The sequence below is a fragment of the Marvinbryantia formatexigens DSM 14469 genome, from assembly GCF_025148285.1.
GTDB classification, from domain to species: Bacteria; Bacillota; Clostridia; order Lachnospirales; family Lachnospiraceae; genus Marvinbryantia; species Marvinbryantia formatexigens.
The window spans coordinates 663,169-689,235 of record NZ_CP102268.1; the positions used below are offsets into that span (position 1 = coordinate 663,169).

The 26,067-nt window shown below is 46.4% G+C and carries 21 protein-coding genes and 1 pseudogene; 3 read left to right on the forward strand and 19 right to left on the reverse strand.

What is annotated here, in order from left to right:
• Window positions 1-50: 50 nt before the first annotated feature.
• Window positions 51-434, reverse strand: coding sequence for a hypothetical protein (locus NQ534_RS21850; RefSeq protein ID WP_330371619.1), 384 nt, complete (start codon window positions 432-434; stop codon window positions 51-53).
• A 133-nt stretch (window positions 435-567) separates the two neighbouring features.
• On the opposite strand from NQ534_RS21850, the gene NQ534_RS03475 reads away from it, so the two are divergent.
• Together NQ534_RS03475 and NQ534_RS03480 are read left to right on the forward strand one after the other, a co-directional pair.
• Entirely contained in the window at window positions 568-1,041 is a 474-nt protein-coding gene (locus NQ534_RS03475) for an RNA polymerase sigma factor (protein ID WP_006862171.1), read from the forward strand.
• A 4-nt stretch (window positions 1,042-1,045) separates the two neighbouring features.
• On the forward strand, window positions 1,046-2,743 hold the full coding sequence (locus NQ534_RS03480) for a DUF4367 domain-containing protein (RefSeq protein WP_040783406.1): 1,698 nt from the start codon (window positions 1,046-1,048) through the stop codon (window positions 2,741-2,743).
• Window positions 2,744-3,104: 361 nt separating this feature from the next.
• On the opposite strand, the gene NQ534_RS03485 is transcribed toward NQ534_RS03480, so the two are convergent.
• From NQ534_RS03485 to NQ534_RS03505, 5 genes are all read right to left on the reverse strand, one after another.
• Window positions 3,105-3,488 carry a DUF2304 domain-containing protein gene (locus NQ534_RS03485; protein WP_006862173.1) on the reverse strand — a complete coding sequence of 128 codons (384 nt, stop codon included), beginning with the start codon at window positions 3,486-3,488 and terminating at the stop codon, window positions 3,105-3,107.
• A 22-nt stretch (window positions 3,489-3,510) separates the two neighbouring features.
• Window positions 3,511-4,197, reverse strand: a complete 687-nt coding sequence (locus NQ534_RS03490; RefSeq protein ID WP_006862174.1) for a glycosyltransferase family 2 protein — start codon at window positions 4,195-4,197, stop codon at window positions 3,511-3,513.
• A 92-nt stretch (window positions 4,198-4,289) separates the two neighbouring features.
• The gene (locus NQ534_RS03495) at window positions 4,290-5,111 is read right to left on the reverse strand and encodes a glycosyltransferase family 2 protein (RefSeq protein WP_006862175.1); all 822 of its coding nucleotides are present in this window, start codon (window positions 5,109-5,111) and stop codon (window positions 4,290-4,292) included.
• A gap of 16 nt (window positions 5,112-5,127) precedes the next feature.
• Window positions 5,128-6,417, reverse strand: coding sequence for a lipopolysaccharide biosynthesis protein (locus NQ534_RS03500; protein ID WP_040783407.1), 1,290 nt, complete (start codon window positions 6,415-6,417; stop codon window positions 5,128-5,130).
• A gap of 37 nt (window positions 6,418-6,454) precedes the next feature.
• Complete coding sequence (locus NQ534_RS03505) at window positions 6,455-9,133, reverse strand: DUF2142 domain-containing protein (RefSeq protein ID WP_006862177.1); 2,679 nt, start codon at window positions 9,131-9,133, stop codon at window positions 6,455-6,457.
• A gap of 125 nt (window positions 9,134-9,258) precedes the next feature.
• Here NQ534_RS03505 and NQ534_RS03510 point away from each other — a divergent pair, with 125 nt between their 5' ends.
• Window positions 9,259-10,506, forward strand: coding sequence for an MORN repeat-containing protein (locus NQ534_RS03510; RefSeq protein WP_006862178.1), 1,248 nt, complete (start codon window positions 9,259-9,261; stop codon window positions 10,504-10,506).
• 57 nt (window positions 10,507-10,563) lie between these two features.
• Here NQ534_RS03510 and NQ534_RS03515 read toward each other — a convergent pair whose 3' ends face one another.
• The 13 genes and pseudogenes from NQ534_RS03515 to NQ534_RS03575 all read right to left on the reverse strand — a co-directional run bounded on the left by NQ534_RS03515 (window position 10,564) and on the right by NQ534_RS03575 (window position 26,055).
• The gene (locus tag NQ534_RS03515) at window positions 10,564-11,697 is read right to left on the reverse strand and encodes a glycosyltransferase (RefSeq protein WP_006862179.1); all 1,134 of its coding nucleotides are present in this window, start codon (window positions 11,695-11,697) and stop codon (window positions 10,564-10,566) included.
• A 7-nt stretch (window positions 11,698-11,704) separates the two neighbouring features.
• On the reverse strand, window positions 11,705-12,607 hold the full coding sequence (locus NQ534_RS03520) for a glycosyltransferase family 2 protein (protein ID WP_006862180.1): 903 nt from the start codon (window positions 12,605-12,607) through the stop codon (window positions 11,705-11,707).
• Between the two features lie 12 nt (window positions 12,608-12,619).
• A complete protein-coding gene (locus NQ534_RS03525; protein ID WP_006862181.1) occupies window positions 12,620-13,651 on the reverse strand; it encodes a glycosyltransferase family 2 protein in 1,032 nt (343 codons plus the stop codon).
• 18 nt (window positions 13,652-13,669) lie between these two features.
• Window positions 13,670-15,577: a DUF2142 domain-containing protein gene (locus NQ534_RS03530; protein ID WP_006862182.1), complete on the reverse strand. Its 1,908-nt coding sequence runs from the start codon at window positions 15,575-15,577 to the stop codon at window positions 13,670-13,672.
• Between the two features lie 39 nt (window positions 15,578-15,616).
• Window positions 15,617-17,686, reverse strand: a complete 2,070-nt coding sequence (locus NQ534_RS03535; RefSeq protein ID WP_006862183.1) for a glycosyltransferase — start codon at window positions 17,684-17,686, stop codon at window positions 15,617-15,619.
• A gap of 3 nt (window positions 17,687-17,689) precedes the next feature.
• Window positions 17,690-18,931, reverse strand: coding sequence for a CgeB family protein (locus tag NQ534_RS21685; RefSeq protein WP_322790993.1), 1,242 nt, complete (start codon window positions 18,929-18,931; stop codon window positions 17,690-17,692).
• Window positions 18,932-19,657 (reverse strand): annotated as a pseudogene (locus NQ534_RS21690) (ABC transporter ATP-binding protein); the annotation flags it as partial.
• 11 nt (window positions 19,658-19,668) lie between these two features.
• On the reverse strand, window positions 19,669-20,445 hold the full coding sequence (locus tag NQ534_RS03550) for an ABC transporter permease (RefSeq protein ID WP_006862185.1): 777 nt from the start codon (window positions 20,443-20,445) through the stop codon (window positions 19,669-19,671).
• A gap of 4 nt (window positions 20,446-20,449) precedes the next feature.
• Window positions 20,450-21,658, reverse strand: a complete 1,209-nt coding sequence (locus NQ534_RS03555; RefSeq protein WP_006862186.1) for a glycosyltransferase family 2 protein — start codon at window positions 21,656-21,658, stop codon at window positions 20,450-20,452.
• Window positions 21,655-22,908 (reverse strand): CDP-glycerol glycerophosphotransferase family protein, encoded by a 1,254-nt coding sequence (locus tag NQ534_RS03560; RefSeq protein ID WP_006862187.1) that lies wholly within the window; start codon window positions 22,906-22,908, stop codon window positions 21,655-21,657. The genes NQ534_RS03555 and NQ534_RS03560 overlap by 4 nt, the downstream gene beginning before the upstream one ends.
• Before the next feature lie 10 nt (window positions 22,909-22,918).
• Complete coding sequence (locus NQ534_RS03565) at window positions 22,919-24,280, reverse strand: polysaccharide pyruvyl transferase family protein (protein WP_006862188.1); 1,362 nt, start codon at window positions 24,278-24,280, stop codon at window positions 22,919-22,921.
• Window positions 24,281-24,290: 10 nt separating this feature from the next.
• Window positions 24,291-25,316 (reverse strand): alcohol dehydrogenase catalytic domain-containing protein, encoded by a 1,026-nt coding sequence (locus NQ534_RS03570; RefSeq protein ID WP_006862189.1) that lies wholly within the window; start codon window positions 25,314-25,316, stop codon window positions 24,291-24,293.
• A gap of 1 nt (window position 25,317) precedes the next feature.
• Entirely contained in the window at window positions 25,318-26,055 is a 738-nt protein-coding gene (locus NQ534_RS03575) for an IspD/TarI family cytidylyltransferase (RefSeq protein ID WP_006862190.1), read from the reverse strand.
• Window positions 26,056-26,067 lie beyond the last annotated feature (12 nt).

The window sequence follows — 26,067 nt, forward strand, 5'->3', positions numbered from 1 at the left end:
GATTAAAATACAAGTGAATTCTTTGTTAAGGCCGGGCGCGCCCGCCTCTCTTAGTATTCTTTTGCAATTTCTTCAATGCCGTACAGGCTCTTAAACTCCGCCAGGTCCTTCGCTCCTTTAATCAGCATGACCTCCTCGAATTTCCCGGTGCGCAAATCCTTAAACCCCGCCACGGTCTCCCCGGTGCAGATGCTGCAATGAAGCACCGGCTTCTGGTTCTGCCTGTCGTATTCTTTTTTGACCGCCTTTTTCCTTCCAAACATATTCCTTCCAACCTCCCCTTTTCCGGATTCGCTGCTGAAAATAAATCCCGGATATGTTTCATTATAGCATCGCTTCCATTTCCGGACAAGAGTCAAATGCCAGTGCAGGCACGGCACCTGGCTTGGAATAAAAGTGTGCTTCGGCGCATTGTCCGAATCTGACTGCCGCAAAATGCACCTTCCAGTTTCTTGTTTTGCAGGGAATAAAAAATATTTATCGAAAAAAACGGGACCATCCACTGTTCTGAAGCATCTAATCAGTGTAAGATAAAAATGCCGGCCGGCAGAAAGGAACCAGATTAATATGAAGAAAGAACAGCTTGGAGAACTGATTCTGGCAGCTTCCGACACGATGTATCATATTGCAAAGTCGCTTTTGTATGAGGATGCCGACTGTGCGGACGCCATCCAGGAAGCCATCGTGAAGGCGTTTTCCAAATATCACACTTTAAAAAATGATGCTTATGCAAAGACCTGGCTGATACGTATCTTAATCAATGAATGCTACCGCATTCTGCGCCGGAAAAGCCGTACCGTTCCGATGGAGATGCCGCTTCAGGACCAGCCATCTACACCGGCGACGGATTATTCTGAGCTTTATGAGGCACTCTCCGCCCTGCCGGATGATATGCGGCTCACCGTCGCACTTTATTATCTGGAGGGCTACAGCGTCCGAGAGACCGCAGCGCTGCTGAAGGTTTCCGAAAGTGCTATAAAAAACCGTCTGTCCCGTGCACGCGCAAAACTGCGCCGGACATTGGATGAAAGGGAGGACTAAGCTTATGCAATCTGATAATCTGAGACAGAAATTAAAACAGGATTTTCCGCAAATGCCGCCGGAAATCCACAACATAATCGGACAGGAAGTAAACCGGCAGCTTACTTCCTCACCGCGCCGCAGCAGCGCAAAACAGAGACTACTGTTTTTCATCCTCGCCGCAGCGCTGCTGCTCGGAACTGTTGCCTTTGCTGGGCTGCAGTTTTACCAACTCTATGTAGAAAATGAGGGTACCTATGGAAGAAAAATCCACGTCGAAGGGAATGTCGGAAGAGACGAAGCGGATAGCTCTGAGGCATCTGATACAACTAATTCCGGAGCGGCTGGCACAAGCGATGCTGGACGGACCGATACGAATGGTTCCGGAGCAACTGATACGGATGGCGCTCGCAGCTGGCTGCAGTTTCATTATATTCCGGAAGGCATGGGACTGGATTACAATGGATTTAAGCTGCATTTTGCAGATTCTTCCTGGGCAATTTCTGTTTTTCAGATCCCGCTGGAAGCAGATACTTCCACCGAAAGTCTTGTCCTGTCGGAAAACTATGTTACATTCAGCGAAGAGCTGGAAATCGGAAATCATCAAGCTGTCTATCTGACGCTTCAGAATACCTCTGACACTCCCACCGGTCTGTCAGAAAACAGCGCACCGGGCGCGCGCCAGAAGATTTATATGCTGTGCCCGGAAGCAGAAACAGTTCTGGAGGCGGTTGCCTCCCCGGAGGTTTCAAAGGATGAGCTTATAAAAGTACTGGAAAATATTGAGCTGACTGCAACGCACAAAAGCCCCGCTGACCAGAATACAGCGGATGAAACCGGCATTTCTCTCATAGAAGCCGCAGTAAATCTGTTTAAAGCTTTGCTGCCGGAGCCAGAGAGCAAAGATTCCCCGGTTCAGACATCCTTTACCGCAGAAGAAATAGCGCAGATGCCTTCCACCGGAGAACCTGTTTCCGTTCCCTGCGGAGCAGATACGGCAAACAGGCAAAATGATGTAACAAATGATATTACCGCAGAGGTAATACGCGTACAGGTTGCCGATGACCTCAGCTTATTAGAGGTTCCTGCATACATTCCCTCCTGGTGGTCGGATGTCACCGATGAAAACGGAAAGCTGAAGCCAAATGAAATCAGCTACATCAGACGCGGCGACGGCGTCCGGACTCTGGATGAAGTTCTTAAAACAGAATTTATCCCACAAAAGCTGGTTTTTGTAACCGTCGCTTACACCAATACCGGCTCTGAAACGCTGAAAAATATCTGTTTCTTTATTACGCCCTGCGCTATTGCAGAGAAAAACGGCAGTTATTCCCTGTATACAGATTCCACCGAGCTGCGCAGTGATTTATATAATCATCGCGCCACTCCGGGCAATACGGCAACGGAAAACTCTGGCGGACAGAATGATGCGGCAGCGGGAAACTCCGGCGGGCTCACCTGCGATTACAGTCATTTCACCGGTGCCGCCAGCTTCTCAATGCCCTACTTTGCCCCGCATGGTGGAACCCAGCGGCATGGCGGCAATTATATTACCGAACTGAAGCCACAGGAAACCATTTTCATCCATGCCGCCGCCATCATCAATGCTGATGAGCTGCCATATCTTTTTCTGAATCTGAATGCCGTCACCGGCAACGACTACTACGAAACATTTTCGCAGCGGTATGTGGATATCCGAAGCGATATATCTTTTTCGCAATAACAGCGATAAAAGCAGGCAAACCTTTCCCGTTTGCCTGCTATTCACTTATCTGTGAGGTAAAATAAATTCAGATTGGTACATGGAAAATATCGCCAGACGGGAAATCAAATACCCCGCTGCAAGCAACGGGGTATTTGACCCTCGCGGCATTCGCCAAATGCTCGTGCAAGCACGGCACTTGGCTCATTGCTCGCGGGAATAAAAATTATCCGGTATGAGATGGTGTTTCGTGAGAAAAATATATGGTAGATATGAGATAAATTGGAAAAGCGCAGACACTCCGGCTATGAATTATCATGATTCACAGCCGGGTTTGTGACATCTTTACAGTTCAAAAAGATAAATAAACAATCATTTTCCATTAACAGCTCCCGCTCATTTTATTCTGTTTTTTCTCTGAGCTACCGCTGTTCTCCAGCTCATCATTTTTTAAAGCCATCATCTGAGCCAGTTTTCTCAACCGGTTATTCATTCTGGAAAGGGCTACCGTGAGAGAAAAGATAATAACAATGGATAATAAAAATCCCACAAAGAAAATCATATTCATCGGAGACTGGATTCCCAGAATTTTCGCAATAGAATCCATCAGGCTCGGACGGATAATTATAATCAGCAGGACGATATCGCACACTATCCAGACCAGCACGTATTTCAGCTCCAATGACCTTTTTCTGACCATATTCAGTATCGCAGCAAGCCCTATCAGCAAAATAATTCCTATAATAATCTGTGCTCTCAGTGTCATGTCTTCACCTCATTTAATTATATCAGCGTAACCGTTCAATCAAAATCGCCAGGCTTACCTTTATCATATAGTAAGCAGATTTTCCAGGAGAAATAGAAGATACTCCAGCCAGGCGTTCCCGCATAATTACCGGTACTTCCTTTACTTTATATTTATGTCTCAGCAATCTTGCCGCTGTCTCTGGTTCCGGATAGTCTTTGGGATAATCCTTAATAAACAGCTCCATCACTCTCCGGTTGCACATCCGCATACCCGAAGTAGCATCCGTTATTTTCGTTCCAAACAATACTTTCAACAAAAAAGCAAAAAAACGGATTCCGAATCTACGCAGAGTCGAAGACTGAAACCCTTCATTATCAATAAAACGCGAGCCGATTACCATATCAAGATTTTCTTTTTCCAGAGTATCAGCCATCATCTGCAAAAATCTGGCATCATGCTGACCATCCCCGTCAAATTGTACCGCCACGTCATACCCGTTTTGAAACGCATACAGATATCCAGTCTGCACAGCTCCGCCAATTCCAAGATTAATCGGCAGATCCAGCACATGAATTCCGTGGTTTCTGCACAGCCCCAGGGTATTGTCCTTTGAGCAGTCATTGACAACTAAATAGTCGAAACCCGGTGCATTATTTTTTATATCTTCTATTGTCTCTAATATACTTCCCTGCTCATTGTAAGCAGGAATGATAACAAGCTTTTTCATTATCCTGTGTACTCCCTATCGTGAGACTCATTCTGATTTTCTCCATTATAACGTATAAGAACCGGTAAAGCAAGCCACCCTGCTGCATTCTTTTATAGTTGATTGGAATCCTGACCCTTTGCATAAAACTTCAGAATCAATTTTGCAACTGTTTCCGGCCAGAATTTGCAAAACATCTGGTATTCTTCATCCGAACGTTTATTATCTCCAATAATTGCCGATGTCTCCGAATCCTCATGAATACGATGCCCCATCAGCATTTGCGGAGAATACACAAACTCTCCCGGCAGCTTCGATAATGTCTCCCATGCTTCCCAGTCCTCACAAGCGCGAAAACCATTTTTGAAAATTACCTCCGGAAGATGCTCCGTTACAAACATCACCGACGGACAGCAGATTGGAGAACCCAACGATAAAATACGCCGCCGTACCCACCGCGATTTCCAGAAAATACGTATGCAGAGAGGAAGAAGCATGATTCTTTTAATGGTCAGCAGGCGGTTTTTTACCACTGGTTTTCCTTCTCTGATTTCATAATAATTGCTGAAAAATATGAGCGGCTTTTTAGCATCCTGGCACATACGCAGTGCTGTCGCCAGATAGTCTTTATGGTACACATCATCCTGATGTGCAATAGTAATATATTTTGTTTTTGCACAGGCATAGCCAAAATTCCAGTCCTGCGTAATTCCTCCTTCTCCCGTATTTATATAATACGGTAAATGATATTTCGCAGCCAGATTTTCAATATAACTGTTCGGAGTCGACGTTACAACTATAATATTGCTCTTTACAGTCTGTTTTTTCAGAGAAAGAATGCATTCCTCCAGATAAGGACTCTCCTTATAGGCACAGATCACAAACGAGTGATTCACACTTTCCATATTCTTTTTGTACTCAACTTTACTATTCACGCTGTCCAATCCTCTTTTATTCTGTTTCTTCCTTATTAAGATACCTGACGAAATATGCCACGGATATAGCCGACGTAATGATGCAGATAATCAGTGTCGTTACAGCCGCTCCAACAGCCCCCATCAGATGAATCAAAACCCAGTTACTGATAATATTTAAAACTGACTCACCAAGTCCAAGCCAGACATTGAACTGCAATTTTCTTTGTGTAACAAGAAGATTTCCAGTAATTTTCCGGAAGGTTGCTGTAAAAAAATAACTCAGTGACAAAATCCGGAATGCCGGAACAGCATCCAGATACTGGCTGCCAAATACTATTTTTATGATAACAGGTGCAAATACAATCAGGCATGCGCTAATCAGTGCATTCACGATGGAAAAGTACTTCAGCAGCAGAAAATATTTTTGTTTTACCCACTGCTTGTCTCCCTGCCTCTGGCTGAAGAACGGATATATATATACGACGAGAGCAGCCGGAATAAACAGCAGCGCATTCGGAATAATCGTTGCTGTTTTATAAGAAGCCACAATCGTTTCATCCGTAATAATCCAGCCGACCAGAAAAACATCTACCAGATAATATAACTGTCCCGTCGCCGTATTCAGCATAGAAATTACCGACAGCTTCAGAATATCTTTTTTTTCCTCTAAAGTGATTGCCGCTGCCCTGAAAATACGTTTAATCGGAAATCTGTATATCCATATTGCACATAAAATAGATAACACATACGCTAATTCCCGGAAAAGAATCATACCGGATGCTTGCAGCAAATAAGCGCCTGCCACAGAAGCCACCAGAATCAGCGCAGTATTTATCACAGAACATTTTGAAAATTCCACATTCATCATATTATAGCGGAAATATGTCTGGATAAAATTGAAAAATGTGTAGAGTAAAGGCAGCGCTGCAAACAATATCAGAATATCATTAACGCCCTCCAGAGGCAGCGGCAGATACAATGCCCCCAACACAATCAGCATTCCCAGAAAAACATTAAATCCGCTGCCTGCCAGCATTCCAAACTTCAGATAACGGTCCGCATTTTTCTCTGTCTGCATCTTTTCACTGCACACCTGCAGGCAGGCCGGTTCCATTCCAAAGCCATTCGCCATTGCCAGAAAAGAATAAATGTTAAACGCATACGAATAAATACCGTAATCACTTTTGGAAAGGACACGGATTACGATAAAATTACTCACAAAAGCAATCACCTGGTTAATAACATTCGCCCCAAATATATGCCCGAACCCGGTGCTGATCACCTTTTTAATAAGCATTCTGGTTTTTTCTGTATTCTTCTTCAATACATTCTCTCCCATCCACTGTAAACGCGCATAATAATCAGAATATAGAAACGACCACATACCCGATTGCTATCATATCCAGCAATGCTGCAGAAAAAATCAGCAAATCGTCTCTCTTATTTTTGAATGAAAATGTTTTATTCCGAAACACGACAAACAACAAACCTGCAAACGGCAAAAAGTATCTTCCCTGTACACCGTCTATAGACTGTGTTCCTACCTCTGTCCATGCCAGAAGCATTGAAAGCTGTGTCAGCACCATACTGCCCAGGCACAACAGCACAACAAGCCCACGCTGCCATTTATTCCAGAATACCTGCTCTTTTTCGCTTCGCACGGTGCAAATACAAATAATCAGCAAAAAAGCAATTACAAGAAACCACGGCAGCACAATTTCCAGATTTCCAAGACGTCCTCCTGCCATCCCCTGTATATAATAGTCCAGTCTCTCCGTTACCGTATTCTGATAAAGACGGATCAGCTGTTTGGGATGCTCCAGAAAATACGAAATTGTATAAAGCTCCACATCTCCCGACCTGAACGAGGTTCCCTGTGCTTTGGAAAACATAGAAATAATCCGTTCTGAAAACTGCGCTATAAATAATATACCCATAGAAAACAGCATTCCAAATACTCCGGCCAGGCGCTTCCAATCCAGCTTTTTCCCGGAAAAAACAGCCAGAAGAAGCAGTCCCAGTACCGGAATGTAAACACCGCCCTTACAAACCGCCATCATTGCTCCTGAAACGGCAATAACAAGCAGATCTGAAATACTCACATCTTTCTCGAAAATTATGTGCAGACAATATGCAATAAAAATATTCGCAGCACCAATAATAATGCCGTCATAAGAACAGGATGCCATCTGCTGCAGCATAATCGGAACCAGACCGACAACTGCCAGTACCGATTTTCCAAACGGAACTTTTCTTATTGCAACATACATCAGCAGAATCGTGACGAGCAGGTTGCAGATTCTTCCCATAAGCAGCATTACAGCATGTCCCAGGTGCAATATGCGCGCTACCGTAAATCCAATCGCAGAAGGCAGATAATTCAATACCGTGACATTATTCACTGCATTTCCCGCATAAGCAATCGTCAGTGTCTCATCCTCAGACGTTTCCTGCAGCTCCTCATAAAAATCACGATATTCCTCTAAATCAACCTTCATGGTGCTGCCCACTTTTTCGTTGATATCGCACGCTCTCTTATAAATTCTGTCCGGTCCCGGTATCTCCGTAATTCCAAGCATCTCATTTGAAATCCGATAGGCACTGTCAAAATGAGTCCATTCATCCGGCACACAGTATGGCGGTATCAGAAAACAGAAAATCATTCCCAGCACAAGCGCGCTGACCGCATACATTTTTGCCGCCGGTACGCGAAAAACAGATACAAATATCCACAGACCTGTACCGAAAACTATTACAGCAATCATCAGACAGCGGAACATTTTTTCCAGAAACAGATTTTTACTGTACAGTGCCGTTATAGCAAGATTTCCCGATGCATTCTCCCCATTTTTCATTAATGAAAAATTCCTGCCGGTTCCCACTGCCAGCTTCAATTCCTCCTCCTGCAGATTTCCGCTGCGCAGAATTACCTTATAATAATGATTCGCAGAATCCTCCAGCACAGTCTGCCAGTCAAAAAAAACATACTGTTCTGTCATCTCTGTGTCATCAGCTTCTATCTCTCTTTTGGGAATAACATCTGACAGCTCTGTCAATGCAGAAACACGGTATTCTTTTTCCAGCAGCAATTCTCCTGTTGTAAAATCATATAGCTCCAGCCTCAGAGTTGCTTTTGTATCCTCATCCGCCTCTATACCGATTCCTATACCGGAAAAATCATCCCCGCTCACACAGAAAATCTGAGACACCTCATCTCCTTCTCCCATGCCAATCCACTGCTGTCCATCACGGCAGGCCACCTCATATTGTCTCTCTGCAACCAGCTTTTCTATACAGTATGTGTAAATATAATCTGCCAGAATAAGCCCGCCTGCAAATATAATAACCGCTCCCAGACAGGTTCTTTTCCAGTTAATCCTTCTCTTTACAATTCTTTCTGTTTTTTTCTCATTCCAGACCGGCAGATGCAGCTTTTTCCGCGCAAGAAACAGCAAAATACCAGTTAATATTTCTGCTGCTAAATATAAAACCGCTTTCAGATAATTATAGGAGATTGTTTTATAGCACAGCGCCCCGCAAAGATATGTTTCCTGAAGCACACCGTCCTCCCACAGCGCACTTCCATAACCGCTCTCTTCTGAGAGACTGATCGTCGGTCCTTTTTCTTCCAGCCCTTCTGATTCAATTCTTAATCTTACTTTTGTTCCAGCAGGCAGCTCTTCCTGAAACGAAATATAAAAATTCCCAAATTGATTAGCAAGCTCAATTTCGTTTTTCTGGATCAACGCGCCGTCCTCTTCGTTAAATAAAGAAATGAGCAGCTTCTCGTCTGTAAAGCTCAGATTATTTTTTTTGTAATTATATATAATAAATCCATCCGGGTTATCCTGCCCGATACGGAAAACGGTATCCAGTCTCTGACCATCCAGAATTTCATACTCTTCGTCGGAGCTTGTTCCCAGACTGTATTGCTGAAAGGTCTGTGTCCCGGATGTAAATATCTGCCATATAAAAGCAACAACAATCACAGCAAAATATAGGATGAAAAAATTCTTTTCTACAAATCGTTTTAATTTCATTCGTATGCTGCCTTTCCTTATTAATACATTATCTATAAAGTATAGCAAACAATTCTTTTATTTGCAAGTTGACATTTATCCGGGTGTTCGCTAGAATATTATTATTAGTGTAAAGGAGTTGTTATATGAAAAAAGCGTTTAAATTTATTTATTTTCTGTTTTTTCTGCTGCTGTTTTCAGAAAATGCTTTTGCCGAAGACAATGATAAGATTGCCGTCACAATCTTTTCCGATACTTATTACGGAACCTACGAAGGAAATATGGAAAATGGTGTTCCTGCCGGAGACGGCACTCTGACCTGCAGCGATGACAGCGCTGATTTTACCTTGACCGGCACCTGGGAAGCCGGCATTTTAAACGGTAAAGCAACCATAAATTACAGCGACGGTTCTTATCTGACTGCTTCCTTTAAGGACGGGCTTATATCCGGCAGAGTAAAAGACTGTCTCGCAGACGGCTCCTATCGCGTTTATTCCTGCACTGACGGACGTCCATATAAATTCATCACTTATTATGATGCTTCCGGAAACGAAACCGGCGTCGATGCCTTTTATCAGATGCAGCCGGTCTCTTCTTTAAAAGACGCCTGCATCGAACCGGAATACGGGCTTATGCTGAATTCCTTTTACAGCACGACTCCTTATAAAATTTCCGGCACTGTCCTCGGAACCTTTGACGACAGCACTTCCACTTTTGTGCTGCTCGAAGATGGCGACGAACATATTTATGTTCTGACCTATAAAAATGTTGCTACCGATAAATATAACCAGGCAATCGTCCCAAATCTTGTGACCGGTGATACGATTACCGCATACGGTTTTCTGCAAAAATGTGATGTTCTTTCGTCCATCAGCGATTACAGGCGTTCGGTACCTGTCACCTCAGAGCCGGATTCTTCCGCCCTTCCGGAAAGTATTCTGCAGTCTGAAGAAGTGAAGACAGAAAATTTGCGCAGCAGTAATTCAACTGTGCCCTTTCTTCTTCTTTTTGCTGCAGATGTGAGAGGGGAAGCTGCCACCGACCGGCTGGCTCCTTCTTATGAATACGATGATGTTGCCCGTAATCCCTATTTATATTCTGATTTAAGCTGCAGCATAACAGGAGAGGTAACGCAGGCACAGATTAATTATGAAAACGGAACCGTTTCTATCCGGATGGAAGAATCGGGGACACAAAACAAATACGTTGTCCGTTATACATTTTCTGACGGCGATTCCATTCCCGCTATCGGAGATACCATTGTGGTCGACGGCGCATATGCCGGCAACTCCAAAGCTTTATCCGAAGCAGACAGAGATACCTCGTCAGATGAAACAGACTCGATTTACATCATCTATCCCAGAATAAACTCAAAGTCAGTCCGGATTTTATAAACCTCAAAAAATATAAGTGCCTCTTACACAGATATTTCATCTGCCGAGGCACTTTTTTCATTTCGTATTTTTAAAAAACTGAAAAACCGGTTCCATAACAACCTTAAAATCGCACAGCCCGATTGCCCATCCGCGAATGTCGTCTATCACTTCTTTTCTGCTTTTAGACTTATATACGCTGTCGCAAAATACTATCACTTTTTCTATATCCACCGGACTTTCATCTGCCGGAAACCGCTTAAAGTAACGGGAACCACTTTTAGAGAACACATCTATCTCAGATGATGCAATTACCGGTAAGCCCTTCGCCACATACTCTTTGCTTTTTAATGATGTAGAATAATTGTGCCCGCTTCTGTGCCGTCCAAAGCTTTCCGCCGCCACATTGCACTTCTCATAAATCTGCTCCAACTCTTTTCCAAATTTCTGCCCGTAAAGAACCACATGTTTCTCTATATGCCATTTTTCAATAATCCTTTTATATTCCTCAAGCTCCGGTCCATTCCCCACCAGATGAAATACAACCTCTCTTTTCCCACCCTGCCTGTAGTACGCTCCAATTCCTTCTAAAATCCTGTCATAGCCGTGCCATTTTGCCAGGTCTGCTACTGCAATCATATTGATTTTTCCATCATACGGATGTTCTCCCGAAACCGACTTTATTTTTTCAAAATTGACGCCATTCATGGTCCGTATCGTCTGAATACCGAAAATCTGCTTATCCCCTGAAAACGTCACAATACGGTCTACATAACGATGCATTCTGTTTCTATAACATTTATCTAAAAATAATACTACCTTATTTTCCAGACTATCTGTCAGTTCTTTATCGTAAGGATACGTGGGCACTTCTATTACTGTAACGATTTTCTGCTTTTTCAGATATTTTAGAAGCCGGAAAAACTGCCAGTCCCCATATACATACCGGATGTAAGCGCCATCGTATTTTCTGCCCTTGATATATCTCTTCAGATATTTACTTGCCTCTATTTTAAACGGACGATGCATTCCTGCTTTTACAACAATTTCTTTATCATGTCGGCAGATCAGCTGACTATCATGCTTTCTGTAAAATGCATCAACAGAAAATCCTGCTTTTCTGAAGTTCTCTATCTGCTCGTTTATTTTCTTATTAATTCCGAGTTCCGGGTCGGTCATATCACGGCCAGTATAATATATAAGCTTTTTCATTCTTTTCCTATACCTTTCCCACCATCATCAGAATACGCATTGCCAGCTCACTGCTCAAGGACGGCCTCCATCTTCCCGGATAAAGCGCCTTCTGAAGCGCCAGTCTGAAAGAATAGGTCTCCCTGTTAAAGAGATTCATAAGTCTCCGTTTTTCCTTCGGCAGCCGATTGTAAAAGCAACGCGAAAATTCTATATTACGCTCCTTCACGTCTCCCTCATTTTTCAGCATTTCCAGAAACCACTGGATTCTTCTCGATAAAGATATCCTTGTCACACTTGTATCCAGTCTGCGGTACTGGGCGCAGATTTTCTTATCCACAATTACATGCCCCATTCCAAGCGCAACCGCTCCCGCCAGCCAGTCGTGGGAATGTACCGCCTTTGGATCGCACTGAAGCATCATATTCCTCAGTTTGCGGTTAATCACCATTGAAAATCCAACGCCAAAGGTCCCTGTCAGCGCCCTTCTGAAGCACAGGCTTCCTTTCGGCGGCTCCTGAATCCCCAGATCATTTCCATTTTCATCCACCATTCTGCTCAGACTGTAATACAAAAGCGGTACCTTCTCTTTTTCTGTATGGCGTTCCAGGTGCGCCACCGCCCGCTTAATCTTGTCTTTTTCCCAGATATCGTCCTGGTCGCAGAAGGACCAGTAGGTTCCTTCCCCGCACAGCTCAAGCAATGAAAAAAAGCTTGCGCAGAAACCAATATTTTCTCCCCGGATAAGGAAAATTTTTCCCTGCCTGTCATACTTTTCCAGGATTTCCACCGTGCGGTCTGTAGAGCCATCGTCCCGCACATAAATATCAATATTGGGATATTCCTGTGCAAACAGGCTCTGCAGCTGTTCCTCTATATATTTTTCGCCATTATAAGCAGAAAGAATAATATTAACCTTTGGCATATCCATTTTTCTATCTCCCTAAGCCAGATATTTAAACATCGGAATCCATTTCAGACACTGCATACCGGCGAGCACAGGTCTGCATAAGTGAAAATAAGCAGACAGGATTTTTATCTTATGCATTACAGGAACCTCCGTTCCTGCAAAATCCGGTTTCCACCGATAATGTCTGCGTGCAGCTTTCCACTTTTTCCTCAGCATACGTGCCTGTTCACTTCTTTTATCAGAATCCTGCTTCATCCATTGAAGCTGCTTCATAGAACTAAAATACATCCCCAGAGAAAAATTGTCTGTATTAACCCTTCTCCCGGTTTTCTGAATATAGGTCCGCGCTTCCTTCCAGTCCAGGTAAATATCTCTGGCATGCTTTAAGGAATATGCATAAGAAACAGAATCCTTCCTGTGTACATAATAATACAGGCTTTCCGGAACCACCACAACCTCATTGACATGCGTAAGAATTCCCACACTGGCAACAAGGTCTTCTCCCTGACGATGCGGGTAAGGAACCTCTATATGATATTCTGTAAAAATGCGCTTTTCCACCACCTTATAGCATAAGCTGTTCAGAGACATGTAGGTATAATTCAGCAGCCACTTCAGCACATCCTCGCTGGAATACACCGTTTCTGTATCTACTGGAAATCTTGTCTCATTTATAAGCTGAATTTCTCCATTTTCTGCATATACATTTTTTTCCTGACAGACAGCAACCGGCGTTTTGGTCCTTTCCAGTGCTTCCACCATGATGCGGAACATATCTGTATCTGCAAAGTCATCGCAGTCCACAAAGCCTACATACTTTCCCTCTGCTTTACTGATTCCCAGATTCCGGGCAGCGCCCGCTCCCTGGTTCTTCTGTGCAAACAGCTTTATGCGCTTATCATTTGCCATATATCTCTTTACGATGTCAGCACCTTGATCCAAAGAGCCATCGTCCACAACCAGAATCTCTATGTCTTTTATGGTCTGACCGCAAAGACTGTCCAGGCATCGCTCTATTGTATGGGCACCATTATACAGTGGAACAATCACACTTAACGTACACATCTTATTCTCCTTTGTTTTTTAAATAAGCCGTCCCTGCAGGAAACACTGGTATAAACCGGCAAAGCCCAGTATCCCGGCGGACACAAACGCCAGCCGTGTCATCAGCACTTTATCGCACTGCACTGAAATTCTTTTTCCGGATAGCAGCAGTGCTCCCAGATAAATCAGCGGCAGATAATATCTTGCCTGCACACCTGCAATATAGCTTTCGCCAATCGGCGTAAAGCTCAGATACATTGCCAGCCAGATAAGAATAACCGTTACCAGACCTATTGTCACAATGATAAAGGTTTGCCGCCCCGTGCAGCTTCTCCGTTCTTTTTCTGCCGGGTCTCTGTAGAGAAGAAGCACTGTAAATGCCGGCACCAGCAGCGCGCTCCATTTATCGCCCAGAATTCCGGCGGTTGCAAAATTCAGAAACATCAGATTTCCGAAAAAGAAATTATCCGTTGCTTCTGCTCCAAGATTCCGGAAATTATCAAGCTGCGTCACATTCTGCAGTATCAGCCTTACGCTTGCCAGCGGATGCTGCAGCATAGACAAAAGCTGTCCGGCGGCGCCCGTATCGCCGCCGCGCGAATCTCCGCCAAAGGCCAGGTTGCCGGTAACCGTATTGATGAGGGTCGGCAGTACAAAAGTCGCCATCACCAGACCACACAGCAGGAATATGCCGCCCCAGAATATCACTTTCTCCTTCCGGCTGCGCTCTCTGAACCACGGCAGGAGCAGAACCAGCAGGAGCAGGGGAATATATACCGCTTTTGAAAGACTTCCCAAAAGCATAAACAAAACCATCAGAATAATATCCCGCACACGCGTTTTTCCCTCCCGGAAAAAGAAGTGGTTCGCCCACAGCACACAGCCCAGCGTGAGAAAACAGTTTACAATACTGTCATACGTATAGGAGGATGCCTGGAAAATAACCGTCGGCATCATGGCAAAAAAAGCAAGAAACAGTTTCTTCGTCTTCGCAAGCCTGACTGCCCAGAACATAGTAAGCAGATACACCAGCAGATTTCCGATTTTTCCAAAAGCATACAACGACGAAAACGGCAGGTCAAGCAGCCTTCCAATCCATAAAAACAGAGCCTGCGGAATGTAAGCAAGAGAATTGTATGACGGCACTATCGTCTCTTTTTCCTCTTTTTGGGCATATTCCTCTCCTTTTTCGTCCCGGTAGGCGCGCAGCTGCGCATACTCCGCTTTCGTATTGCATTTTACGGAAGTCCAGTTCTGCAGATGAACTGCCGATTCTGACCACTCTACTGTTTTTCCGTAAGAGAGGCGGTACGCATTTCTAAAATGAATCTGCTCGTCCCAGGATATTTTCACCGGCTGCGCATACAGAATAATCAATAATCCGAAAACTGCGCCGTACAAAACGACATACCACTCTGTTTTCCGGCAGAAGTTCTCCTCAAACAGCGCACAGTACAGCAGTGAAAACACCGCCAGAAAAAATAATACGCGGTACTTATTAATCTCTGCCCTGTTTGTGCAGACAGCTCCTGTCAGTTCAGCGCCCTCCGGTTTATCCAGAACGATTTTTATTGCCGTAACTGTTTTATTCAGATCCGTATAAAAGTTTTTAAACCATGCATTCACCGTATCTGTATAGGTTACTTCCGTCTCTTTTCCAAACGCATTCACCTCTGTAACCTGGACAGTATATTCATATTCTTTAGGAAATCTGCCGGACAGACGAATCTGCTTTACATAAAGACCGTTCTCCGGGCGATACTCAATCACATACCGCTCTGTATCCCCCTCCTGCTCCGTCCGGATCGCCTCGCCAAGATTCAGTGAATCATATCCATTTCTGAGAGACGGATAATTATAGCCGGTTTCCACCAGCCCGGTGAGAAGCAGGATAACAAACACTGCTATCAGTCTTTTATATTTTTTTATTTTCTCAAGCACTGCCACGTTTGTCTCTCCTTATAAGCGTCATGCCCGAAAGCTCCACTAGCCTTTCCGGAACTCCAGATACTCCTCATACAGCTGCGGATTATATATGTCCTCCGGGCTGCACTCTGTAATGCCGAAATAATCAAATCCCTCCGTAAGCATTTTCTCTTTAATTGCCGCCTTTGCCTCTGCCGTCTTCATCGTACGGTAATTAAAAAGACTTTCTGTCAGCGTCCAGTTGACGAAACTTTTTTTATAAAGTGCAAACAGCCCTTTCTCTGTCAGCGCTTCTTTTACTGCTGAAAATGCTTTATAAAATTCCAACGGAGCTTCATGCTTCACTCCCTGCGTACTTGCGCCCATATTAAACCGGTATGTGGTAAAAATCTGGTCCACCATCGTCATACGCTCCGCCAGTGCCATTGCCATCCTCACAAAATAAGCATCATTGCAATGTCTGGTACTCTGAAATTCCAGCCCGTTTTCCAGAATAAAATCCCTGCGGAACATCTTTGACCACGGACAATTACTTGTAATCTGAAATAACCGGTCCGCAATCTCCTGTCCGCTGAAAACAGCATCCTTCGGAAGCTCACTGCTGCGAAGCACCCATCCCATCCTTTCCGTGCGGTTATTCATCATATCCATACGCTGCGCACCAAAAAGAACTACCTGTGCATCATGCTTCTCCGCCGCCCGGTAAAGCTCTCTGCACATATTTTTGTCAAAAAGGTCATCGCAATCCAGAAACAGCAGGTATTTTCCTCTTGCTTCCTTCATGCCGAGATTCCTCGCACTGCCGGCACCCAGATGTTCCTGCTGCAAAATGCGCACCCGCTTATCATGCCTTGCCCGCTCCTGCAGCAGCTCCATTGACCGGTCCGTAGATTTGTCATCTACGCAGATAATTTCTATATCGCGGAACATCTGCTTCTGCAGCGATCTGATGCATCTCCACAGATACTTTTCTCCATTATATACCGGCATAATAATGCTGATTTCAACATACTTTTTCGCATAATACCCCGGTGCAATTTTATATAATATCGCTTTATAAAGCTCTTTTATTCCCTTTTTCTTTAAAACCCGGTACGCAGACTTCAGCTTGCGCGGAATAAACGTTACTGTTTTTCCCACCTTAAAAGTCGTGCTTGCCCTCAACTCCTGTATTTTCTTCCGCAGATTGCGGTTGCTGATCACCAGCCTCTGCTCGTATTTAAACTGCTCAAGCAGTGCCATATCTTCCAGGCGGTTACTGGTAAAGCGGTCAATTTCTCCTCTTTTTACATCCTTTAGCGCACTCTTTATCGAGCGGCGCAGTCTGGATATCTTATTCACATAGATATCCATGATATCCTTTTCCTTCACCAGCTCTGTTGCTTCCGCCAGAATAAGCTGATTGCACACGTAATACCCGAAGGCACTTCTGATTGCCCTGACGCTTGTCATAATAGATTCTTCCCTGACAAGCCGCTGATAAAAGGGTCTCGCAAGGTGCTTTGCCCGCTCTGCCCGCAGTGACACCTGCAGAGTAAAAAGCTCGTCCTCATGTATCATTCCTTCACGAAAGCCCAGCCCGTACTGCTCCAGAAATGCCCGCCGGTTCATCTGCAGGCAGGCGGAGGAACGATACTGCTCCCTTGGCATCATCTCTGCAAACAGCCTCTGTCCTGTCACTGTATTTCCAAAACAGTCCTCCCGGTGATAGTAATCCCGGTAGGAAGGATGCAGCCTTTCTACTTCCTCTGTTTCAAAAATACTGTCCGCATCAAAAAGAATTGTATCAAGATTCTCTTTTTTACATTCATCGTACAGAACCTCCAGCGTTTCCGCCAGAATCCAGTCATCGCTGTCAAGGAAATACACATATTCCCCTTCCGCAACAGCCAGACCGGCGTTTCTTGCCGAGGAAAGACCGCCGTTTTCCTTATTGATGATGATAATTCTGTCATCCTTCTCTGCATAGGACTGCAGAATCTGCAAAGAGCCATCTGTCGAGCCATCATTTACGCAGATAATTTCTATTTCCGGCAGCGTCTGCCGCTCCACACTGTCCAGACACTTTTCCAGATATTTTTCTACATTATAAACCGGTATAATCACCGATACCTTTTTCCGGTCCGCCATAAATCACAAGCCCTTTCCTTCCTCAGACATATCCGCCCTTTTTGCCGCAATCTGACCGGCAATTTCAACGAGCTCTTTTGCCCTTGCCTCAAAGGAATATTTTTCCCGGATCAGCGGCCACTGCTCTGCCACACACGCCCTTATCCGGTCATAATCATTTTCAATCCGCTCAATACACTGCTCAAATTCCTGTCTATTGCGGTAATAAAGCACCGCTTCCGGAAAGGTTTCCGCAAGCTCCTCACTGTAATCCGAAATCACCGGCAGACCGCACGCCAGCGCATCAAAAATACGATTATTGATATATTGTGCATCCTTCATATCCTTCCAGTGGTCATTCAGTGTCACCCGGCTGGAGCGATAGAGCTGCGGCAGCTTATCGTTTTCTATAAAGGTATCCTCCACAAGATCCATGTGGTCCTTCAGAATATTCTGCCAGTTTCCGCCCCAGATCGTAAGCGGCAGCTTATTTTCCACTGCCCACATAACGCTGTCCCTCGCAACGCCCCGCGAGTTGCCCACGAAAATATAATCATACGCATATTCCTGCGGCGTTTTCTCTGCCGGATAAAACAAATCTGTATCGGTGCACTGCAGCAGCGCAAACACCGGTACACTCAGGCTTTCCTGCAGCCGCTTTGCATAATGCATGGAAGCCACGCACACGCCATCATACAATTCATATTCCGATGCCGTGACATCATTCGGATGACTGATGTTCCACATCAGATAAATGCATTTTTTGTTTCTGCGGTCCGGCCGGTAAAACTCGCAGCCGCGCAGCACCACTACCACGTCCGCCTGTGTCTCGCATCCCCAGTCTTCCCTCATATCCAATACGACGTATACGCCCTGCTTTTCCAGATTCTTCTTCAGTGACACCGCATAGGCATAATCGCCCCAGCGGATTTTGGATGCATTATCCGGTGCCGGGCATTTGATTACCCAGATGGGACGCCCCGCTGCTTTTACCGCAGTCTCCTCTGCGCGCGCACCCCAGTCATCCCGTCGGTACAGCTCCCGGTTCACATGCGTCTTGATTTCCTGGATTGCCTTCATGCCGTCTGCATGCTCTCTGTGAAGATCCCAGAGCATTTTTTTCTGCTCCTGCAGCAGCTTTTTCTGCTCTTCCAGAAGTCCGGCGACCTTCTGCGCGTCGTCCTTCCCCTTTTTTCCCTTTTCAGCGACAGCCGGCTTTACGATACTCTCCTGCCGTCCAGCTGTCTGTCCGTTTTCTCCTATCATTTCCCGGTAAACTGCCGCCACCTCTTCCACATCACCTTTGGCAATGAGCCGTCCGTGGTCGAGCAGGATCGCTTTATTGCATACCCGCAGTACCTGGTCAAGATTGTGAGAGACGAACAGAACTGTCACCTTGCTTTCAAACATATCGGTGATGCGCTTCTCGCTCTTTTTACGGAATCTGGCATCGCCCACGGAAAGCACCTCATCGAGGATCAGAATCTGCGGCTTTACCGTTGTGGCGATTGCAAAACCGAGTCGGCTTTTCATGCCGGAAGAATAGTTTTTTACAGGTACGTCAATAAAATCCTTCAGCTCTGAAAATTCCACGATTTCATCGTATTTTTCTTCGATAAAGGATTTGGAATAGCCCAGCATGGAGCCGTAAAGATAAATGTTTTCAGCGCCGGTGTACTGCTTTTCAAAGCCGGCGCCCAGCTCCAGCAGCGGAACTATCTTTCCATGTTTGATGACCTGCCCCTCGGTGGGCTTGAACACACCGGCTACCACCTTCAGAAGCGTACTCTTTCCGGCGCCGTTCAGTCCGAGAATGCCTACACGGTCGCCCTTCTGGACAGAGAAATCCACGTCCTTCAGCGCCCAGAATTCATTGTATTTGATTTCACCTTTTATTTTTTTGAGAACATATTCCTTGAGAGTGTCCACACGCTCTCTGCTGAGGTTAAATTTCATCCCCACATGCTCTACCCGTAACATTTCTTTTCCCATAGCAGCTCCACTTAAATATGCAGGATAAATTTATCCTGTTTCTTATAAAACAGTACAATACCGATAATCAGCGATACAATGGCAAACCCCAGCGAATAAAAAGTATAGTTCAGATCCATCGGCTCGCCAAAAATAGCGCTCCGGAAATTGGAAATTACCGCAAACAGCGGATTAAACCGCAGTATCCAGCCGGTATTTGACTCCAGAATCGTTTCCGGATAATAAAATATCGCGCTCGCATACATAATAAGCATGGTAGCGACGCTCCAAAGATACTCCATGTCGCGGAAAAACACCCCAATGGTAGAAAGAATCATACCGATTCCAAAAGTCAGCAAAAACAATATAATCAGCGGCACAAACACCTGGAAAATATATACCGTCGGTCTTACGCCGAGCACAAGACCTACCACTACCAGTACAATCAGCGAAATCAGAAAAATAACGTAATTGAATAATACTCCCGAAAGCGGGTACAGATATTTCGGGATATACACCTTCTTTATCATACCGGAATTTGCCCGGATAGATTTCAGAGCATTGGTGGTTCCCTGCGAGAAAAAGCTGTACAGCAGTCTGCCGGACAGTATATAGACCGGATAATCCTTCCCGCCTCTTCCGAGAAGTGTCCCGAAAATAATGGTGAGAACAATCATGGTGAGCAGCGGTTCTAAAAGCGACCAGATAATCCCCAGATAGGACCGCCGGTATTTTAGGACAATTCCTCTTTTTACCAGTTCCTTCAGCAGGAAAAAGTAGTGAAAAAATCCTTCTATCAGTTTTTTCATAGTATCAATTCACCTTTCCGCTTTCTTCTTTCGGATTTTTCCGGAGTGCGTATATTTTCTGTACAAGACGTCCGCCGCATGAGCCGAGAACAGCACGCATCTGCCTGTTTTCTTCCTTCATCGCTTTTTTTTCGTCTTTCAGCTCCGCCACCCTGCCGCGCAGATTCTGAACCTTTTCTTTCAGTTCATGGATGCGCTTCTGCTTTTTCGTCTTTTCCTCCAGCGCATACTGCAGCACGTAATCCAGGGGCTCCTCGTCAAGCAGCCTTAAAAAACGCCGGTATGCCTCCTCCGAGTAATAATACTGCTCCTGCGGGCATATCCCCAGTCTGGCAAAGCCCTCTTTTTTCAGATACTGATACATCTGCGCAAAAGCCTCTCCCTGCACGCATTTATGCAGTCCGAACAGCAGGCTCTGCAGAACGCGGTTGTCAAAGCTCTGCCTGATCTGCGGGTTCTCCATTGCACCGAGCCGCAAAAGCTCCTTCCTTACAGCATCGAATGCCTTGATTGCGCAAAGCGGCGTCTGCGAGAGCGTTCCCGTCAGACTGCTTTCGTTATTGGCGCGGTATGTCACCAGCCGTTCATCCAGAACAGCAATTTTTTCCGCCAGATAAAATGCCATCATCACAAAATATACATCGTTGGCGCGCGACCGGTTCTCAAACTGCAGCCCGTGCTCCCGGACAAATTCCGCGCGGAACATCTTATTCCACGGGACATTTGTCGCAATGTTAAATAAATACTCCGGGTGTGTCGTTTTTGCATATTCCTGCGCCCCCTGCAGATAGGCGGGCACCAGATAGGATTCCGACCGTATCAGGTCTTTTGTGGTCTCGTCCAGCACATTTACATTGCAGACGCAGATATCCGCCTGTGCCTGCGTGATTCTTGCGTACATTTTCTCCAGCATCGCCGGTTCGAAGCAGTCGTCAGCATCCCAGAACACCAGATATTCTCCCGTCGCATGGGACATCCCGTGATTTCTCGCCACCCCGGCATACTGGTTTTTCTGCCGGATAAGGCGCACCCGCGCATCCCGCCGGGCATATTCCTCCACGATCTCTGCCGAGCTGTCCGTGGAGCCGTCGTCCACGCAGATGATTTCAATCTCCCGCAGCGTCTGTCCTGTCGCGTCGTCCAACGTATCGCGCAGATATTTTTCCGCATTATATACCGGAATAATGACAGACACCTTCCTGTCATAGCTCATTTTTTCTTTCCCTTTCCGCTCCAGTGGTTTTCTTTTCCCATAACGGTTTCCAGAATCCGCTCTGTAGCGTGCCCGTCGCAGGCGCTCATAAATTTGTTTTTAAAATCTATTACCCTCTGCCTGTCAAATCTGGTATCCAGATTTTGGATATAGTCTATCATTTCTTCCGTCGTTTTGCAAGTCGGACCGGGCGTCATTTCCCCGAAGTCATAGTAGAAGCCACGCCAGTCAAAATATTCCTCCAGATCGTATGCAAAAAACAGCATCGGCCGCTCAAACAGCGAATATTCAAACACCAGTGAGGAGTAATCGGAAATGCAGATATCACTCACCATCAGCAGCTCCTCAATTGTCATATCCGCCGTCAGATCCATAACAAAATCCTTTAACGCCTCCGGCACGACCGGACGGTTTTTCACGAACGGATGGTGCTTGAATACCAGCACATATTCCGCACCAAGCGCCTCCTGCATCTGCTCCAGATCCATCTTCTCCGGCGAGTACGCCTTTGCCACACGTCCGCGGTAGGTCGGCGCGTAGAGAATCACTTTTTTCTCCCTGCTTTCCGGGAACAGGCGGTGGATTTTTTCGTATGCCGCCGCGATTGCCGCTTTATCGTAAAAGACATCGGTGCGGCTGATGCCGGTCGCCACGATATCCTCCAGGCGGTCCTCCATGTGGAACGCCTCCGCGTATGCCCAGATTACCTCCGGGCTGCTGACCGTTACCAGGGAAAAGTTTTTATGCAGCGGGTATTTCGTCAGCTGCTCATAGTTTCCGCCAAACTGTTTGTCCACGGTACTAAAGCCGAATTTTTTGAAAGCGCCGCAGGCATGCCAGGTCTGGATGACCTTCGTCTCCGGACGCAGCGGGATGCAGCTTATCAGCGCCGAGGAATCGTTGATGAACACGTACTTCGCCGTGGCGATTTCTTTGAGCGCCGCAACGCTGTTTTTATACTGCTCCCGGCGGGAAACAAGCTCGCTGCCGATATGGCAGGTGACAAGCTGATAGCCGCCGCGCTTTTTCAGAGCGTCGTATATGCGCTGAAAATTGTCCGTCAGCTCCATCATGCGGATTTCCAGAAAAACAATCTTCTGCTCCTGCACCGGCTTTTTACTGTATTTCCGGTAAACGGACGGGTAAATTTTTTTCTGCGTCAGGATTTTATAATACTTTGCCAGCTTCCGCCTTCCGTATTTTGCCACTCTCCACGAAACTCCGTGAATTACTTTTTTTATCATTCCCATGCCAGTTCCTCTACTTCTTTTTGACAAGCTTTTCCAGAATCCTGTTTGCCGATTTATACATACGCTTCAGCTTCAGCAGCATCTCCATCGATTTCAGTTCGTCATACTTCTGCCGCAGCGCCTCCTGGTCTCTCTGTAATTCTGCCAGCCGTCTCGCCTGCTCTTCAGAGGAGGCGGAAAAGAACGGCGTCAGCGCCGGCTGCAGGGACAGCTCCTGCATTTTCCGGTCGTATGGGCGCGGCGCGGAGGGCTCCATATCAAAGGTATGCGCAAGCCCGTTTTCCTCCAGAAAGCTTTTGTAATTCTCAAAACGTTCCCGGTGTCCCTCCTGCAGGCGCGTATAATCCGCCCTGTCGTAAAGGGAGAAAATCGTATCGTCCTCTTTTAGATCCTGGTAATTGATATGCGGAATATTGTGATAGCGCACCAGCTCTGAAATCCGGTAGTCCGACACAATGACATAAGCCGGCGTTCCGGCAAGCAGCGCTGCAATATTTCCGTGAATGCGGCTGCCAAAGGACAGCTCCTTCTGGCTCAGATAATCAAACCAGGACGGAACATTGATAAACGCCCGCGCCCTGTCCTGCAGATACCAGGGATGGCACGCCTGCGCCGGGTACTGGTCGGTAATTTTCTTATATTTCCCCTGCGGAAAAGGCGTTCCGTAATACATCAGCCGGATTTCATCCGTAATCTGCGGCACATACTGGAAGTTTTCAAACCGGCAGACATTGCTGCGCATAAAGGCGTGTATCGGCTCCGGCAGGTCAATTTTCCAGTTAATGCTTACCGGAGAATCCTTCGTAAGCTCTTTTTTTTCGATTTGCGGCAGCTTCTCCCCGTACCAGAACATCGACGGGCAGCCGATCACCCGGTGGTGCGTTCCTTCTTTGAAGCCCAGACGGGTCAGATACGCGGAGGTTTCCTCCCCGCGGGTACCGATTATAGCAGATTTGTCAAGAATCGTTCTGACAAATTCCCGGACGGTCCCGTCAAAGGAATTCTCTTCCTTCAGCGGACTGGTATAGGTGGCGGAAATGCCCGTGCCGATAACGACGCACGGTACCTTCAGCTTTTTTACAAATCCCGTAATCTTCTGAAGCTCCCGCTGGAACGACGGGCGGAAAGCATTGGCAAACGGCAGCACCACAAAGCTGTACTCCGCATTGATGCGCTCCACCATCTCCGCCGTCAGATCACGCCTTGTATTGAAAGTATCAATCTGCACATCCTCCGTCATCAGCGCGCGCATGATGCTGTTGATAAAAATCATGTTGCCGGCGTTTGTGCCGATTCTGTCATGCTGCAGCACGCTGGCGGCATCCAGGTTATCAAAGGGCGACATGTGCGCCCGGATCAGTATCTTTTTCATGGACACTCCTTTATTCGTTCCAGATCATGACCGTTTTTCCAATCATTTTGTGGATATCGGTCTCAAACGCTTTTACAATATCACCTATATTGCTTACCTTCAGCCGGGTGCCGACGATATTTTCCAGATAGGACGGAATGTCCGGATTTTCCTTATACAGCTCCATAAGTCCCTCGTAATCCGCCCTGCCGCTGCGGCTGCTGCCAAAAATACGCAGCCCCTTCTCCAGTACCATGCGGGTGTTGACCGGCACCGGGTCTTCGCTGACGCCCATCAGACTGATGGTTCCCTCCGGATGAATACAGTCGATGATCTGGTCAATCGCTTTTGCGGCCGCGCCGCTGCCCACACACTCAAAGGCGTGATCCACCTGCAGCCCCTCCGGCACCTGCGAAACAAGGAAGGTATCGTCCGCGAAGGAAAAATCACTCAGCTTGCTGCGGTTTACGCCAAAAACATATACCCTGGTTTCCGGCAGCATCTTTTTCAGCAGCAGCGAGGTGATATAGCCGAGATTTCCGTCTCCCCAGACGCCGACTGCCGCGCGTCTTTCGTGCGAGAAGCGCAGGAACCGCGTGATAGCATGATAGCTGACCGTCACAATTTCCGTAAACGCCGCCGTAATTTTATCGAGTCCCTCCGGCAGCAGGACGACGCGGTCCGGCAGCAGCGAAACGTATTCCTGCATAAACCCGTCCTTGCTGCTTCCGCAGAATTTTGTGGAGCGCAGATAGTTTTCCGCGATTACATTGTCCGTCTCTGACGGGTGGTTCGGTATCATGACCACCTCATCGCCAACCTGAAAGGTGCCGGTCGGGTCGTAAACCACCCTGCCGATTCCCTCATGGATCAGCGCCATCGGCAGTTTTGCGCGCAGAACCGCCTCCGGGCGTGTGCCCTGATAGTAGCGCTGGTCCGCGTGACAGATGGACAGATGCGTCGGACGCACCAGTACATGCATATCGTCCAGCTCGATATTTTTAAACACCGCTTCAAACTGTCTGGCAGACTTTAACTGATAAACAGTATTTAGCATCTTATTTTCCTCCTAACAAAGCCTCCGCCACACGCAGGTCGTGAGGATACGTGATCTTGATATTGAAAACCTCTCCTTCTACCAGATACACCGGTTCTCCCTTCAGGACAAGAATCTTGCAGGCATCTGTGAGAATCGCCTTTTCCTCCTCCGTAAGCGCCATATAAACATCGCGCAGCTTCTGCGCCTTAAAGCTCTGCGGCGTCTGCCCCTGGTACATTTTCGAGCGGTCCGGAATACTGGTTATCCGTTTATTATCCGCACTTTCCACGATCGTATCCGTCGCCGGAATCACTGTATCGCAGGCGCCTGCCTCTTTTGCGTAGCGGATGTTATCCTCCAGAATCCGGTGCGTGACAAACGGACGCACGGAATCGTGTGTGACAATCACCGTCTCCTCATCCATTCCATAGGTTTTCTCAATATAGCGGATGGAATTCATAATCGTCTCATTGCGCGTCTCCCCGCCCTGGATGACGTCGATTCGTCCGTTTGCGGGAATGTATCTGCGTATAACATCCTGCGTATAATTTATCCACTGTCTTGGAGAAAGCACGATAATCCGCTCAAACGCGGGATTTACCACAAATTTTTCAATGGTATGAACAATAATCGGCTTTCCGCCGATTTCCATAAACTGCTTCGGCTTTTCAATATTTCCCATGCGGCTGCCGATTCCGCCCGCAAGCACTACGCCATATACATTTGTACCCATTGTCTGCTTTTTGTCTCCTTCCATTCGGGCGCTCCG